This window comes from Halomonas sp. DP3Y7-2 (assembly GCF_019800795.1).
Taxonomy (GTDB): Bacteria; Pseudomonadota; Gammaproteobacteria; order Pseudomonadales; family Halomonadaceae; genus Halomonas; species Halomonas litopenaei_A.
In genome coordinates, this window is sequence record NZ_JAHVKJ010000010.1 from 658,962 (window position 1) to 674,321 (window position 15,360).

The following is a 15,360-nucleotide window of genomic DNA, read 5'->3' on the forward strand; positions in this document are numbered from 1 at the left end:
GCTTCCCTTTGAACCATTCTGTCGTTTTGACAAGGAGAAACACATGTTTGCGACTGTCATGCATGGACCCGGTGATGTCCGCTACGAAAAAGTCGCGGACCCCAGTATCGTTCAGCCTACCGACGCCATTATCGAGCTTGCTGCCAGCTGTATCTGTGGCTCGGACCTGTGGCCGTATCGTGGGCTACAGCCCCAGGATGGCCCTGCCAACATGGGACATGAGTACTGCGGCGTGGTGGTTGAGGTGGGCACCGAGGTGCGCAACATCAAGCCCGGACAGTTTGTCGTCGGCAGCTTTTGTCTGTCTGACAATAGCTGTCCGCACTGTCAGTTCGGGTTCCAGTCGTCCTGTGCCCAGGTCGAGTTCATGACCGGCGCCCAGGCCCCCTATGCCCGCGTGCCGCTGGCCGACGGTACCTTGGTAGCAACGCGTGAGGTTCCTGACGCATCGATGGTGCCGCACCTGCTGGCGGTGTCCGACGTGCTGGGCACCGGCTGGTATGCCGCCGATGCTGCCCAGGTACGTGAGGGCAGCACGGTGGTGGTGGTGGGCGACGGGGCGGTCGGGCTGATGGGCGTTATGGCCGCCTCCCAGATGGGGGCAGAGCGCATCATCGCCATGAGCCGCCATGCCAGCCGTCAGCAGTTGGCGCGTGATTTCGGGGCCACCGATATCGTTGCCGAGCGTGGCGACGAGGGCATCGAGCGAGTCATGGAACTGACCCGGGGCATCGGTGCCGAGTCAGTGCTGGAGTGCGTTGGGATGGAGCAATCGATGCAACAGGCGCTTGGCATCTGTCGCCCTGGCGGCACCATCGGCTATGTCGGGGTGCCCCATGGTGTGACCTTTGATGGCCAGCAATTGTTTTTCGGCCAGAAGCGCATGCTCGGCGGGCCCGCACCGGTGCGACGGTTCCTCCCGGACCTGATGGAGCGTGTGCTGGCGGGCAGCATCGTGCCAGGCAAGGTATTCGATCAGACGCTCCCCATTGAGCAGGTGGCCCAGGGCTACAAGGCCATGGACGAACGAAGCGCGATCAAGACCCTGCTGACCATGTCCTGATTCGAACTTATCCAGCTAGGCTCAACCTCAATGGCGCCGCCTCATATAGGTGTGAGGCGGCTTCTTGTTGACTGCATGTTACGCCGTCACTGATCCAGCCCCTTCTCCGCCAGAAAGTCTGATACCTGGTCGGCAATGTCGATGCTGTTGAGATCGGAGAAGGGGAAGTGCGTGTTGCCCAGGATGCCAATCTTCGGGAGATGCACCAGGGTCACGTCACCACCGTGCCGGTTGACGCTGTCTCGCCAGTCTTTCGCCATATCCAGGCGCACTCTCCAGGCGTCCTGGGTGGGGATGTCGCTAGGGGCTGTCGGAATGTTGTCGCCGTAGAAGATAACGATCGGGATGCGGGTCAGCCGCTCGAACTTCTCCAGCGGCACTGCCACACCCTCCAAGGTATCGAAACTACTGACTTTGGGGGCAGGCAATTCGCTTTCAGGAAAGACAAAACCGCTGCCGGGCTCGAAAGCGACGATGGCCTCGATGGCGTCGTTGGACATGGCTGTCTGCCACCCGAGTCCACCACTGTGGGAGTGGGTGAAGAGAATGCCGGAGCCGATCTCCTCAAACAACGCCGAGACAGCATCGGACATCACTTCCACGTCAAAGGGGCCGGTATCCGGCGTCATCGAGCGAAAGTACTGATCCAGGGTGTCAGGTGCCTGATCGAACTGCACACCCTCGAAGTAGTCAGGCCATACCCCCAGGCGGAACTGCCCGAACCAGAACTGCTCATCTGCGATAGGTTCGATGGTCTTGCCCTGCATGCTGCGTCCGGCATTGCCCCGACGAGGCTGGTCGATCAGATAGACCGGAAAGCCACGACGCAAGAACAGGCTGCGAAAACCCTCGCGGCCATCCGCTGTGGTTTCCCATGTCTTCGAGAACTGCCCGAACCCATGCCACATGACGATGGGGAGTGGGCGAGGGTTCTCTGGTATCTGATAGGACGCATACAGATGATCGCCGCGGAAGGTCTGTCCCGCTGGCTCGGTGGGGCGCCTGGGATCGAAGCTACCGGGTTCCTGATGAATCCTGCCGCCGACGCTGAAGCTGCCTTGCTGCTGAATGACCAGTGGGGCGGGAGGCTCGGCGGCGTGGCTAGCTGCCGGCAAGGCCAGTGCGGCGGTGAGGGCCAGGGCAGTGGCGCCTGCCACTAGCGTGGCCGTAGAGGTCTGTAATAGCGAGGTCATGGTGAAACTCCCCGATTGTCATGATGCCCCTGGGTGGCGTTGCCGTCTGACCGGGACAGGGGCTGAATGGTGGCGTTCAGGTCCGAGCGCAGTGGCGTTGGTCGCTGGGTTTCGGTGAGGGCAGTACGATCAGTAGCGTGGCCACGGCTAGAGCAATCGCCAGCAAGCCAGCACTGCCCAGCAGCGCGCTGACGAGCTGATGGGCCAGCAGTTCCCGGCCTTGCAAAGGGGAGTCACCGGCGACGGAGTAGACCACCACCAGCACGCTCAGCCCGAGCGCACCGCCCAGTTGGTGAGCCACATTGACCATGCCGGAAGCCGCACCGGCGTCACGTTCTTCCACACCAGCGACGCCGGCCACGGTCAGCGGGCCAAGAGCAAGCCCGTTACCAACGCCGATCAGCACCATGGGCAGCGCAACATCCACAGCGTAGCGTGACTCTGGCGTCAGCAGGCCGAGCCAGGCCATTCCCGCCAGCGTGCTGACGAGGGCCAGGGCCAGCAGCCGTGCATGGCCGAGGCGATGTGTCAGTCGTGTCACCAGCAGTGATGCCAGAAAAATCGGCAGGGTTACCGGCAGAAAGGCCAGGCCAGCCTCGAGGGGAGTGAACCCCATCACGTCCTGCAGAAACTGGGTGATGTAAAAGAAGAAGCTCAGCATGGCGCCAATGAACAGAAGGCGAGCGAGGTAAGCGCCGACGCGTTGGCGACTGGCAAAGAGGCGAAGCGGGAGAATGGGCTGTCTTACCCTGCTCTCATTAAAGACGAAACCGCTCAGCAGCAACCCGGCGGTTGTCAGGCTTGCCAGGGTCGGACCATCGCTCCACCCCTGCTGCGCCGAGCGAACGATGGCAAATACCAGCGCTGTCATACCTAGTGTAGAGAGCAGGGCGCCGAGAGTATCGAAGGTACCGCCGCGTTTCGGCGTTTCCTCCAGCACCTGATGGGCTGCCCAGACCAAGGCTACGCCAATGGGGATATTGATAAAGAAGCCCACTCGCCACGAGAGCTCCCCAGCAAAGACGCCACCCAGTACCAAGCCCAGGCTTGAGCCGACCCCTGCTGCCGAGGCGTAGTAGGCCAAGGCTCGGTGGCGTTGACTGCCCTCACGGAAGTGAGTGGACAGCAGGGCCAAGGTGGAGGGCGCCAGAATGGCCGCACCACTACCCTGAATGGCCCGACCCACCAGCATCCACGTTGTCGACTGGGCTAAGCCAATGGCCAGTGAAGACAGGGTGAAGAGCCCCAGGCCTGCCACCAGCATGCGCCTGCGTCCGAGCAGGTCGCCGGCACGAGCGCCCAACAGCAGTAGCCCGCCAAAGCTCAGAGTATAGGCGGTCTGGACCCAGGCCAGGCCACTTACAGAGAAGCCGAGGTCCTGTTTGATCTCGGGCAGCCCGGTAATGACGATGGAGATGTCGACCACAATCATTAGATAGCTGGTCAGCACGATGGCGAGCACTGAGACCTGGTGTCGGGTGAAGGTGGTGGCGTCAAGGCGAGTCATGACGTGCTCCATGGCAGAGGAGGACAAGCCGGTCTCGAGATCATTGCTAGGGCCAGGCATGGAAAGCGGGAGTGATCGCTAGTCTAGAGGCTCAGCCACCGTTCGATTAGCACGGGCAAACGGCATGAACTGATGTAAAAAATTCATGAATTGAGAGTGAGCAAGAATGAGGTGACAAGGAAAGAGGCAGGAACAGTGGGAGGGTAAAGCGAGAGGAAAGCGACAGCGAGCGCTGGGAAGCCACAAAAGGGAAAACAGGGCGGGTATGCGATGCTCATTCAAATGATTTTGTTTCTCATTCTTGACTTTGTATGACCTAATCCCGAGAATTTGGTTGCTCTGCGAACCATCACAATAACCAGACTCCATAACGATTTCTCGGGATGTATCACATGAACACTTTGCTCTATCGTTTCGTGGGCCGGGCGGGGGCCTGTCCGCGTGCGCTGACGGCCGTCTGTTGCCTGGCTCCGGTGTTGTCGTTTCCGGCACTGGCACAGGAAGCCGACAGCGATGCCAAGGATGAGGTCTATCGGCTGGCGCCCATCATCGTCAATGCCAAGGCGGTGGCTGACGATGATGCCAACGCCATTGTTGCCCAGGAGCTCTGGGTCGGTGGCAAGGTCGCCACCAGTATTCTGGATACTCCCGCATCGGTCTCGGTGATCACCCAGAAAGAGATCGAGCAGCGTAATGCCAGTACCACCGAAGAGGTGCTGCAGTACACGCCTGGCGTCATCACCGATTACTTTGGCACCGATGATCGCAACGACTACTTCCAGATTCGCGGCTTCCAGGCCACCACGTATCGGGATGGCATGACGCTTGGGTCGATGCGTGGTGTCAGAGAAGAGCCGTTCGCCTACGAGCGTATCGAGGTGCTGCGGGGGGCCAACTCCACGCTGTTCGGGCCGGCCGACCCTGGTGGATCGGTCAACTTTGTCACCAAGCGCCCGCGCTTCGAGCGTTTTGGCGAGGCCTACGCAAGCTACGGCTCCTTCGACCACCTGGAAACGGGCGTCGATTTCGGTGATGTGCTGGATGACAGTGGCACCCTGGCGTATCGGATCACTGGCAAGGTGCAGGACAGCGATCGCGAATACGACCACTCCCGCGACGACAACGAGTTCGTCATGGCAGGGCTGGCCTGGGAGCCCACCGACTTCACCACCGCCAGCCTGATCATCGATCACCTGGATCGCGATGACACACCCAATAGTGGCGGTTATCCACTCGACCGTGACTACTCACGGGATGAGTTCTTCGGTGAGCCGGACTTCAATTACCACGATGTAGAACGTACCAGCGCGACCGGCCAGTTTACTCACGATTTCGACAATGGCCTGGTGCTGCGGGGCAACCTGCGCTATAGCGATCTGTCCGATGACTTCGGCTACATCTATCTGACCGATTCCGCAGCTCGCACGGGCTCCATTGTGGACCGCGACTACTTTGGCACCGATACCGATGCCCACGAAGTGATCGGTAACCTGATGGTGCAGTACGACGCCAGATTCGATGGTTTCGACAGCAGTACACTGGTAGGCACCGAGTACCGAGACGCCTCGACCGACGATAGCTCCATCTATGGCGATGCACAGCCGATTGACCTGTCCAACCCGACCTTCAGCGGCGGGCCGTCCAGCCTCAACGTGTATAGCACCAATGACCAGGACTATGAGACCCGCTCGGTCTTCCTGCAGCAGAACCTGTCCTTCGACGATCGCTTCATCGTCACCGCAGGGGTACGCAATGACGATATGGACCTGTCGAGCAAGGGGGTGTCCTGGGGCGCCGCCTTCGACGACAGTGATGATTTCTCGGAGACCTCCTTCCGTGGCGCCTTGACCTATATCATCAATGAAGAGCTGTCTTCCTATGTCAGCTACGTCGAGTCGGTGGCACCGCCTTCCATCGGTGTGACGCCCGAGCGTGGCGAGCAGTATGAAGTGGGGCTGAAGTACGCTCCGATCGGTACCAACGCCCTGTTCTCGGCATCGGTGTATGACCTCAACCAGGACGACATCACCATCGCAGTGGTCCAGGAAAGTGGAATCATCGAGCGTGAAACCATCGGGGAGTCGCGGGTAAGGGGACTGGAGCTTGAGGCCAAGGTAGAGCTTTCCGACAACCTCAGCGTGATCGGCGGCTACTCGTACATGGACTCTGAAGTGGAGCGTGGCACGCTGCGCGACGGCAGCTCCATCGAGGGCAACGAACTCACCACCACGCCGGAGCATATGGCCTCACTATGGACTCACTACACGCTGCCCGACCTGAACATGAGCGTAGGGCTTGGGGCGCGCTATACCGGTGAGTACTACTTTGATACCGCCAACACCATCAAGAGCGAGTCGGCGACCATCTTCGATGCATCGTACAGCTACCAGTTCGTGCAGAACACTGACCTCTCTCTGCATGTCAGCAACCTGTTCGACGAGAAGCACGTAGTAGGTTCCGGGACGGCGGATTACTACAACCCAGGACGCGAGGTGACCGCCAAGCTCAGCTATCGCTGGTAAAGGCTTACCTCGACGTTGTCGTGTGATATGCCGTACTCGTGCAAAAGGGGCGCCGTCTAACGGCGCCCCTTTTTGATGATGCATGATGGGACAGCGCGCCACGAGACGTTGGAATCAGCGGGGTAGTAAAGAGATAGAGGATGGTGCCAGAAAATGATGCTTGCCAATTGCCGTAACGGTCAGTGATGGGGTGTTGTGATAGTGTCTCAATAGCTCCTATGAACGATTTTCTTCATCACGTTCTTGTGACGAACCTCATGAGTAGCCGTGGTGAGTGGAAAAGCCCTCCCTCGCCGTCAATGTCCTGGGCTGTTCAACAATGTTCCGCGACTGTGCCGTTGTTGGTAAGCCATGTTCTTGAATCTTTGCCGACGGCGCCATACCAAAAAAAGTGTATGACATGATGTTGCTATGATGCTCTAGCCTTCCTCTGCAATGTGAATGCAGTTTCCATTTAGAGGAAAAGCGATGCCACTTTTTTCCGTTTCCAAGTTGAATGTTGAAGATGCAAAGGCACTGACCGTCACGGCATACGAACTCGCGCTATATTCTAATTCGGCTGATGATGACGCTGGCTTCTCGGCGGTTGATGTGCTTGAAACCATTAACCATGTATCAGGGCCGGCACTGGAAAGCGAGCATAAAATACCATCCGGGTGGCGTGAAGTGTCCGCTGCTGAGCTAGGGCTTGATGCTTCCATTGTTGATAAAGACGGTTACATCACACTGAGCAGCCCTTTGCTGGGAGGTGTCTCGGGGGGACCGCAGCTGAAAGTCCTCGCTGAACATGACTCTCTAGGTAACATCAGCCGTGTCTGTGTCTCCTATGCCGGCACCAACAATCCGGTCGATATTGTCGACTATTTTTACTTGAATGAGGGCAATCAGATTGCCGACACCATGGAACCTGTGTTGGCAAGTGTGGCCAGTTACATGAGTGCACATGGCTTGAGTGGAGACGATGCCATCATTACCGGCTACAGCCTGGGCGGAGCCCTGACCAATATTCAAGCGCGCTTCTCTGGCCAGTTGGCAGATGGCTTCTTTGCAGAGAGCAATTATATGGGCTATGCATCGCCTTTCATTTTTGAGGCTGATAATGTCCTGAATGTCGGGTTTGAAAATGATGCAGTGTATCGCTATGTGGGGGATCACGAGGACCTGGAGACGGCCATCGGCAATCTTGATGGCGCCTTGGAAAACAATGATGGCAACTACTCAAGCTCCGTAGACAATCTCGTTATATTTGATGACGTTTATGCCAGTCTGACACTTTCCCTATCAAATCACTCCGTGCTAAATCCCTTTGCGTGGAGTGCCCATCTTAGTGGAAGGACTGCCGATCTGGTTTCGCGAATCGTATCGTCGTCGTTCTACGAGTGGATGAGTCAGGATAGTGTGGTCGTGGTTGCCGCGCTGGGTGAAGACGCTAGAGGCATCTACTGGGTGGGCGACATCTGGTCGCCGACGTCTGACCACTATGGTGATCCCGCCTTTATCGTGGGGAGCCACTTTGCTGACCTGCTGGCTGGCAGCGCTGCCAACGACTACATCGATGGCCTGGCTGGGGACGACCGGATACGCGCCTCCAGCGGATACAACCGGGTAGAAGGGGGAAGCGGTGACGACGCTCTGATTCTCGAAGGACGGGGTAGTGATTACGACGTTTTCAAGCTAGATGACGGTAAGGTGGCGGCATTGGGTAACGGGGGGCTGACCATCGCCCAAGGTATCGAGACGATCGAGTTCACCCGCGGTGGTGGCTGGTTCCACTCTGGTCCAGGGGTCAACTATCTCGTGCAGGACTCCCACCTTGAAGACGCATACAAGTTTTCCTGGTTTGACCGCGATATTGCCTACAGCAAGGCCACGTTGGGTGATGCGGGCGATAACGTGATCAAAGGCACGGTCGTTTTTGCTGGCGCTGGCAACGATCACCTGAGCGGAACCTCGGGCCAGGACGTGCTGGTCGGCGAGGAAGGTCGCGACTGGCTCAATGGCGGTGGCGGCAGTGACCTGCTTTACGGCGGGGAAGGCAATGACGTGATTGTGCTGTCGGCCGGAAACGATCGTGCCAATGGTGGGACTGGGCAGGACCTCTTCGTGGTGAAGGACGGTGCTACCATGCACGCGGTGATCGAAGACTTTGCGCTGGAAGGGGAGCAGAAGGATATTCTCGATCTGCGTGATGTGTTGTCGGACGATGCTGCCTTCGAGCGTTCACTGGTTCAGGTTGGCGATGACAGTGTCGTGCACTTTGCGGGGGGCACGGTCAGGCTGGAAGGCGTCGATGCAGCGTCGCTGATGCATGGCGCGGTGTTGACGGGGCAAGTCGACTTACCTGACGCGCTCTCCGTCGTCTGATAGGACGCCTGCGACCGCTCGGATCCGCCGAGCGGTCGTCAGGATGGAGGCGACGCCAATGGCGATGGCTATGCCTAAGCGCAAGCCAAGCGGCCTAGCTATCCACGCCCGCCTGGTGATCTTCGTTCACCATCTCGCTTGCGACCTGTCGCAACACTTCCTGATAGTTCTCAACGCCCTGGGCCCCGGTGACCAGGTAGCGGCGGTTGAACACCATGGCAGGTACCCCGCTGATGCCCTGTTGTTGCCAGAAGGCCTGGCGCTGGCGTACCGATTCACCGCGCTCGCCCGACTCGAGTATTGCCACGACCTTGTCGCGGTCATGGCCAAGATCCGCCGCCACATCGGCCAGCACGTCGATCTGGTGAAGGTCGCGGCGCTCGCTGAAGAAGGCGCTGAACAGGGCCTGCTTCATGCGGTGGCCTTCGTCTGGCGAACGCTGCTCCACCCAGTCGATCAACTGGTGGGCGCGGAAGGTGTTCACCATGCGCATGTCATCGGTGTAGTGGAAGGCAAAGCCGAGCTCGGCGCCCATCTGGGTGAGCCGTTCCCGAGCCGCTCGTGAGTCCTCTTCGCTGGTGCCGTACTTGGCGGCGATATGCTCGCGCAGGTTTTCACCTTCCTCGCCCATCTGCGGATTGAGCTCGAAGGGGTGCCAGTGCACCTCGATATCTATGCCGCTCTGACGCGACGCTTCGGCGAGCTGGCGGTAGCCGATGATGCACCAGGGACAGACGACGTCGGAGACGATGTCGACGGTAATCGTGGTGTCGGTAGTGCGGTCGCCGCGACGGCTGTCGGGGTGAGCAGTCATATCAGTCTGTGCTCCTGAAAGGATCGAGTACGGCGTTGGTCGTTAGCAGAGCAATTACCTTACACCCCGCAGGTCCTTGAAGACCACCACACGCAGGCGGCCGTATCGTCACTTTCCGGGCGGCTGGCCTGCCTGATGCCCGATAGATGGGATGCCCCCTCAATGTGAAGCCCGATAAAGGGAATTCCTGATAGGTCGGGTGCGCTTGGAGGCGATAGCCGATAGCGGATGAGGCCTATCGGCCAGCAGTCCAACCCTCGCAGCAAGTCACTTGTGCCTATTGTCACGCACAAGAAAGGTCAGCAAGTACGGCGCGCCCAGTACGCCGGTGACAATGCCCACGGGGTAGCGCGCTGGGAGCAGGTGTTGGCCGATAAAGTCGGCCGCCAGTACCAGCAGCGCGCCGACCAGCATGGCCGGCAGCAATACTGAGCCCTGGTGCTGGATAAGGCGAGCAGCGATGGGACCGCTGAGAAAGGCGACGAAGGCGATCGGTCCCGTCACCGCGGTGGCAAAGGCGACCAGGCCGACAGCTGCCACCACGACAACCAGGCGCAGCAGCGATAGGCGAATACCGAGGCCGCGCGCCACATCATCCCCCATGCGCATGACCTCAAGATGGCGCGCCAGACACAGCAGGGGAATGCCAAGTAGCGCCAGTGCCAGCAATAGCGGAAGGCCTTGGGCCAGATGCACACTGTTGAGGCTACCTGCCATCCAGCGCAGCGCTTCCTGCAGTGACCAGGCCGGTGCTTGGGTGAGCAGATAGGCGATAGCACTCTGCAGCATCGCGGAAAGGCCGATACCCACCAGAATCAGGCGAGTGTCGGCGATCCCCTTGCGCCAGGACAGCAGGTAGATACACAGGGCCACACCGAGCCCGCCGATGATGGCCATGAGCGAGACCAGTGCACCGCTGAGGGATAGCCCGATGATCGCGAACACCGCACAGGCACTGGCGCCGGTACTGATGCCGATCACGTCCGGGCTGGCCAGGGGGTTGCGCAGCATGGTCTGAAAGGCCGCACCACCTAGCCCAAAGCAGGCACCGGACAGCACGGCGACCAGGGCTCGTGGCGCACGCAGTTCCCATAGAGTGAAGGAGGCGCCAGCGATGTGCTCTCCAGAGAACACCGCCAGGATGGTGGCGGGCGACAGATAGGACTGCCCGAGCATCAGGGTGATGGCGACGCCTGACATCACCGCGGTCACCAGGGCGACGATAATGCGCGACCGCCGTTGGTCGGAAGGGGCGCTGGATAGCGATGCGGTTGTCACAGTGACCTCAGCTGATGGCGACGAACGATCGCAATGAAGACAGGGCCGCCCACCAGGGCGGTGACGATGCCCACGTCGAGTTCCGCCGGGCTGACCAGCACGCGGCCTAGGGTATCGGCCAGGGTTACCAGCAGGGCGCCGCCAAGGGCCGAGAGCGGAAGCAGTTTACGGTAGTCGCTACCCGTCATCATGCGCAGGGCGTGTGGCACCACCAGTCCGACGAAGCCGATGGGCCCGCAGGCGGCCGTGGTGGCTCCGCATAGCAGGATGGCGCCCGATGCCGCGAGCCAGCGTGCCTGGGCTACCCGTTCACCCAGTCCTGTGGCGGTATCATCGCCCAGGGCCATCAGGTTGAGTCGGCGCGCCGAGCTGAGCGTCAGGATCATGCCAAGCACCATCAACGGCAGCACCGGCAGGATGCGGTCGAGGGTGGCACCGCCAACGCCGCCGATCAGCCACGAGTGCAGCAGTCCGGCGATATCTGAGCGGGGCAGGATGATGGCCGAGGTGAGCGATGCCAGGGCGGCGGACATGACGGCGCCACTCAAGGCCAATCTCAGCGGCGTGGGGCCGCCGCGGCTGAGGCTGGCAATCAGGTAGACGACCAGTGCGCTGATAGCGGCACCGAGAACGGCGACCCACAGATACTCGGCAACATGCTGCATGGCAAACCAGGCAATGCCGATGACCACCGCCAGCGAGGCGCCGGCGTTGACCCCGAGAAGGCCTGGATCCGCCAACGGGTTGCGGGTCAGGCCCTGCATGCCGGCTCCGGCCACCGCCAGTGACGCACCTGCCAGGATGGCCAGTAGCGTGCGTGGCAGGCGACTGGCCACGGCGGCTTCTGCCATGGAGTCGACGCTACCGTCGGTCAGGCCCAGCAGGGTGGCCCAGCCGGTGTCCCGGGTGCCAATGCCGATGGATAACAAGGCCGCCGCCACGAGGGCGGCGGCGAGCCACCAGGTCAATGCACCTGGTGGCGTCAAGCGCTGGAGGCTCATGCCAGAACGCTCACTCCTGTTCACGTTTCAAGGCGGCCTGGGACAGCTGGTCGACGTAGGTGTCGAGCACCCAGGGTATGGACAGCGGGGTAGGGTTGGCGGCAGTGCCTTGCGGATCGTTGCCCAGCAGCACCAGCGCATCCTGCTCGACCGCTGGCAGCCGCGAGGTCAGCATGTGTTGGTTGAGCCTGTCCACCAGTGGCTGACCGCCATAGGTGACGATGATATCCACGTCGGCAATGTCATCGATACGCTCTGCGCTGATGGAGCCGCCGAAGCGACCGTCTACCGAACTGTCCGTGACAAACTGAGGTGATGTCAGGCCGAGCTCGTGAAAGAAGCGAACCCGCGCGTCGTTGTCGTTGTAGAAGTTGATCTGGCTCAGGTCGGTGGGTTTGATGTGGCTAATCAACATCGCGCTTTTGCCCTTCAGCTCCGGGTGTGACGCGATCTGTTCATTGACCTGGGCCTCCAGGCGCTCGATCAGCGCCTCGCCTTCCTCCGCCATTCCCATGCCGGCACTGTTGAGGCGGATCATGTCACGCCAGCCCGATGACCAGGGCGCCTCGGGATAGGCGACCACCGGGGCGATCTTGCTGAGGGTGTCATAGTCGGCCTGACTCATTCCCGAGTAGGCCGCGAGGATGACGTCAGGACGGCTCGCCGCCACCGCCTCGAAGTCGATCCCATCGCCTTCGTCGTACAGCGTGTAGGGGCCTGCATTCAACTCGTCCAGGCGCTCTTCCACCCATGGCTGGATGCCATCGCCGTCGTCGTCGCCGAAGGACATGGCAGCAAAGCCCACCGGCACGATGCCGAGTGCCAGAGGCACTTCGTGGTTGGCCCAGGAGACCGTGGCGATCCGTTCGGGCTGTTCCTCGATCACGGTGACACCGAGTGCGTGCTCGATTTCGATCGGGTAGTCGTCGGCGAGCACCGGCGGGGCGATGGCCATCAGCAGGGCAAGGGACAAAGGCGCGTGTCGCATGAACATCTCATCTTCCTTGTGGCGGTAGTCGCCGGCGAGCATGCGCCAGCGTGACAATCGGGAAACGTGGGACGGGCGCCGGAGGAGGCGCCCGTCGTCGACCCTGATATGACTTAGAAGTCGTAGTTCAGGCTCAGCAGTGCGCTGCGGGGTTGGCCGTAGATACCCTGGCTGTAGAAGCCCAATTGAGAATAATACTCTTCATCAAACAGGTTGGTCACATTGAGCTGCGCGCTCAGATTCTCGTTGATGCGATAGCGCGCCATGGCATCGGCAACGAAGACATCGCCCTGGCCAATCTTTCTGGTTCCCAGCGGAGTATCGTTGTCGCGATAGGTATCGCCCTGCCAGCGGGCGCCGCCGCCTACGGTCAGGTCCGACCAGCGTCCCGGCAGTTGCCAGCTGGCAAAGACCTTGGCCTGCTGGCGCGCATAGCTGGTATTGAGCTGATTGCCGTCGGCATCCTCGGCATCCACCAAGGCATAGCTGGCGGAAAGGTTGACGCCTGCGGCAACTTCACCGGCAATTTCCACCTCGAAGCCTTCGACCTCAGCACCATCGGTGGTGGTATAGGCCTGATCGGTGGTGCCCGCGACAAAGACGCCGGGGAGTTCCACGGCCAGGTTGTCCTGCTGGCTCTGGAAGACAGCGAAGGACAGGTCGGCGCGGTCGTCGAACAGCTCCGCCTTCAGCCCCAGCTCGTAGTTGATGCCCTCCAAGGGATCCAGCAGCGCGCCGCTGGGGGAGCGCTCGCTCTGGGTGTTGAAGATCTCGGTGTAGCTGGCGTAAGCGCTGAGATCATCGGTGATATCAACGATCAGACCCGCATAGGGAGTGAGCTCGTTGTCATACTCGTACTCTCGTTCGCCGCGATAGTCCTGATCGATCTTCCAGTCGGTCATGCGCGCGCCGACGATAAAGTGCACCGGGTCCGCCAGCGAGAAGCGAGATACCGCGTAGTAGCCGGTCTGCTCGGTCACCGTATCATCGGTCAGTCCCCACTCACCCCAGGCGGGCTCGGCCAGCGCCGGGTCGTTGCGGTCGCTGAAGCTGCCCAGTGCCGGCACATCACCGGCCGGGCCGCGGCTGCGAATTTCGTAGTCTTCGTTGAGGTCCATGTAGCCGAAGCCCAGCTGGTGCTCGCGACCGAACAGTTCGAACGGGCCTTCCGCGCTGAGGTGCAGGTTCTTCTGGGTACGGTCTCCGCGATAGTCGAGCAGGTAGGACTCAGTGGCGTAGGAGGGCGTGTAGTAAAGCACGCCGGTCTCGCGGTCCGGGTAGCCGCCACGGTAGTTATAGGTAAGGCCGTAGTTGGCGTCGCCGTAACTGTAGGCGGCGCGGGCCTTCCAGCCGCTGTCGAAGTGGTGGGTCAGGTCGACGAAACCACGCGTGTTCTCGGTAAAGAAGTTGGCCCACTCGGTGTTGTTGGCGGTAGAGCGGTCGTAGTCGGTGCGTCCGCCATCCAGGTAGTACTGAGGCACACCGATGTAGGCGCCATCCTGATCATAGTGCTGATACTCGACCCCGAGGGTGAGTTCTGTGCGGTCGGTCAGCTCAGCGGTAAGAACGCCATAGAGGGTCTCCCGGTCGTGCTCGACATCATCCATGAAACTGTCGGAGCGGTCCTTGGCGGCGACAAAGCGCACGCCGACTCGGCCTTCACTGTCCAGAGGCGTGCTGACGTCGACCACGCCACGGCCACGGTCCCAGCGACCCACCGCCGCACTGACGCTGCCGGCGGCCTCATCCAGCGGCTTCTTGCGCACGAAATTGACCGTGGCAGAGGGATCGCCAACGCCCGTCATCAGTCCGGTGGCGCCGCGTACGACTTCCACTCGGTCGTAGATGGCGGCATCCCACTCGGCGTCGCCGAAGGGCCAAAACGGACTGGTGTTGCTCTGAAGTCCATCGAACTGGAAGTTGCGGATGGAGTAGCCGCGGGACTGGAAGTTGGTGCGTGTGCCATCCAGGCGAATGGCCGATACCCCCGGGAGCCGTTCGACCGCCTCGGTGGTGCTGGTGATCGCCTCGTCATCCATCTGTTGGCGAGTCAGAAAGCTCATTGACTGGGGCGTTTGACGAGGCGTCAGCGTCAGGCCGCTGGCACTGGCGCTGGATTCGACCCGGTAGGTCTCGCTCAGCTCGGTAGTGGGGCGCAGGTCCTCTCCCACCACGGTGATATTGCTTAGCTGCTCGGTGTCTTGAGCGAACGTCGCACTGGAGATCGGCAGCAGGGTGCCAGCGGTAAGGCCGATAGCCACCGTCAGAGGATGCAGGCGAGGGCGTGAGAGGTGAAGGACCGCGTTGGAGCGAGCGTGGTGTGCCACTGTGTCAGTTCCCTGGAATTTATTTATGAATGCGAATTATTACTGTTTTTGTTTTTGCGCGTTTATGCACAACGCCACGCTTGCTATGCGGCGTGCCATAAATGAGCGTCGCCGGGGAACGTTTCCTGGAAATCGAGAATGGGGGGAGCCGACGAACGGGGAGAAGCAGGGGATCGTCGGATATCAGGCCTTTATCGTGTAGGGCCCCTAGGTCAGGGCTGAATCTATCCGTTGAAGGAAATGATGGGCCCAGTGTTTACCGCGCAGACGTCGATGCACCTTGGGGGAGGTGAGACGTTGGAG

At 60.6% G+C, this 15,360-nt stretch carries 10 protein-coding genes; 3 read left to right on the forward strand and 7 right to left on the reverse strand.

What is annotated here, in order from left to right; translation table 11 throughout:
- Positions 1–43 precede the first annotated feature (43 nt).
- Positions 44–1,063 (forward strand): zinc-dependent alcohol dehydrogenase family protein, encoded by a 1,020-nt coding sequence (locus tag KUV45_RS15335; RefSeq protein ID WP_222162045.1) that lies wholly within the window; start codon positions 44–46, stop codon positions 1,061–1,063.
- An 86-nt stretch (positions 1,064–1,149) separates the two neighbouring features.
- Here the strand turns inward: KUV45_RS15335 and KUV45_RS15340 are convergent, their stop codons facing one another.
- Positions 1,150–2,256 (reverse strand): alpha/beta fold hydrolase, encoded by a 1,107-nt coding sequence (locus tag KUV45_RS15340; RefSeq protein WP_222162046.1) that lies wholly within the window; start codon positions 2,254–2,256, stop codon positions 1,150–1,152.
- Between the two features lie 76 nt (positions 2,257–2,332).
- On the reverse strand, positions 2,333–3,763 hold the full coding sequence (locus tag KUV45_RS15345; RefSeq protein WP_222162047.1) for an MFS transporter: 1,431 nt from the start codon (positions 3,761–3,763) through the stop codon (positions 2,333–2,335).
- A 392-nt stretch (positions 3,764–4,155) separates the two neighbouring features.
- Here KUV45_RS15345 and KUV45_RS15350 point away from each other — a divergent pair, with 392 nt between their 5' ends.
- Both KUV45_RS15350 and KUV45_RS15355 read left to right on the forward strand, forming a co-directional pair.
- A complete protein-coding gene (locus KUV45_RS15350) occupies positions 4,156–6,285 on the forward strand; it encodes a TonB-dependent siderophore receptor (protein ID WP_222162048.1) in 2,130 nt (709 codons plus the stop codon).
- A gap of 468 nt (positions 6,286–6,753) precedes the next feature.
- A complete protein-coding gene (locus KUV45_RS15355; RefSeq protein WP_222162049.1) occupies positions 6,754–8,649 on the forward strand; it encodes a calcium-binding protein in 1,896 nt (631 codons plus the stop codon).
- A gap of 94 nt (positions 8,650–8,743) precedes the next feature.
- Here the strand turns inward: KUV45_RS15355 and KUV45_RS15360 are convergent, their stop codons facing one another.
- From KUV45_RS15360 to KUV45_RS15380, 5 genes are all read right to left on the reverse strand, one after another.
- The gene (locus KUV45_RS15360; protein ID WP_222162050.1) at positions 8,744–9,463 is read right to left on the reverse strand and encodes a DsbA family oxidoreductase; all 720 of its coding nucleotides are present in this window, start codon (positions 9,461–9,463) and stop codon (positions 8,744–8,746) included.
- A 267-nt stretch (positions 9,464–9,730) separates the two neighbouring features.
- The gene (locus KUV45_RS15365; RefSeq protein WP_224851777.1) at positions 9,731–10,741 is read right to left on the reverse strand and encodes an iron chelate uptake ABC transporter family permease subunit; all 1,011 of its coding nucleotides are present in this window, start codon (positions 10,739–10,741) and stop codon (positions 9,731–9,733) included.
- A complete protein-coding gene (locus KUV45_RS15370) occupies positions 10,738–11,742 on the reverse strand; it encodes an iron ABC transporter permease (protein WP_222162051.1) in 1,005 nt (334 codons plus the stop codon). The genes KUV45_RS15365 and KUV45_RS15370 overlap by 4 nt, the downstream gene beginning before the upstream one ends.
- Positions 11,743–11,752: 10 nt before the next feature.
- Complete coding sequence (locus tag KUV45_RS15375; protein ID WP_224851776.1) at positions 11,753–12,736, reverse strand: ABC transporter substrate-binding protein; 984 nt, start codon at positions 12,734–12,736, stop codon at positions 11,753–11,755.
- A gap of 107 nt (positions 12,737–12,843) precedes the next feature.
- Positions 12,844–15,057 carry a TonB-dependent siderophore receptor gene (locus KUV45_RS15380; protein ID WP_222162052.1) on the reverse strand — a complete coding sequence of 738 codons (2,214 nt, stop codon included), beginning with the start codon at positions 15,055–15,057 and terminating at the stop codon, positions 12,844–12,846.
- Positions 15,058–15,360 lie beyond the last annotated feature (303 nt).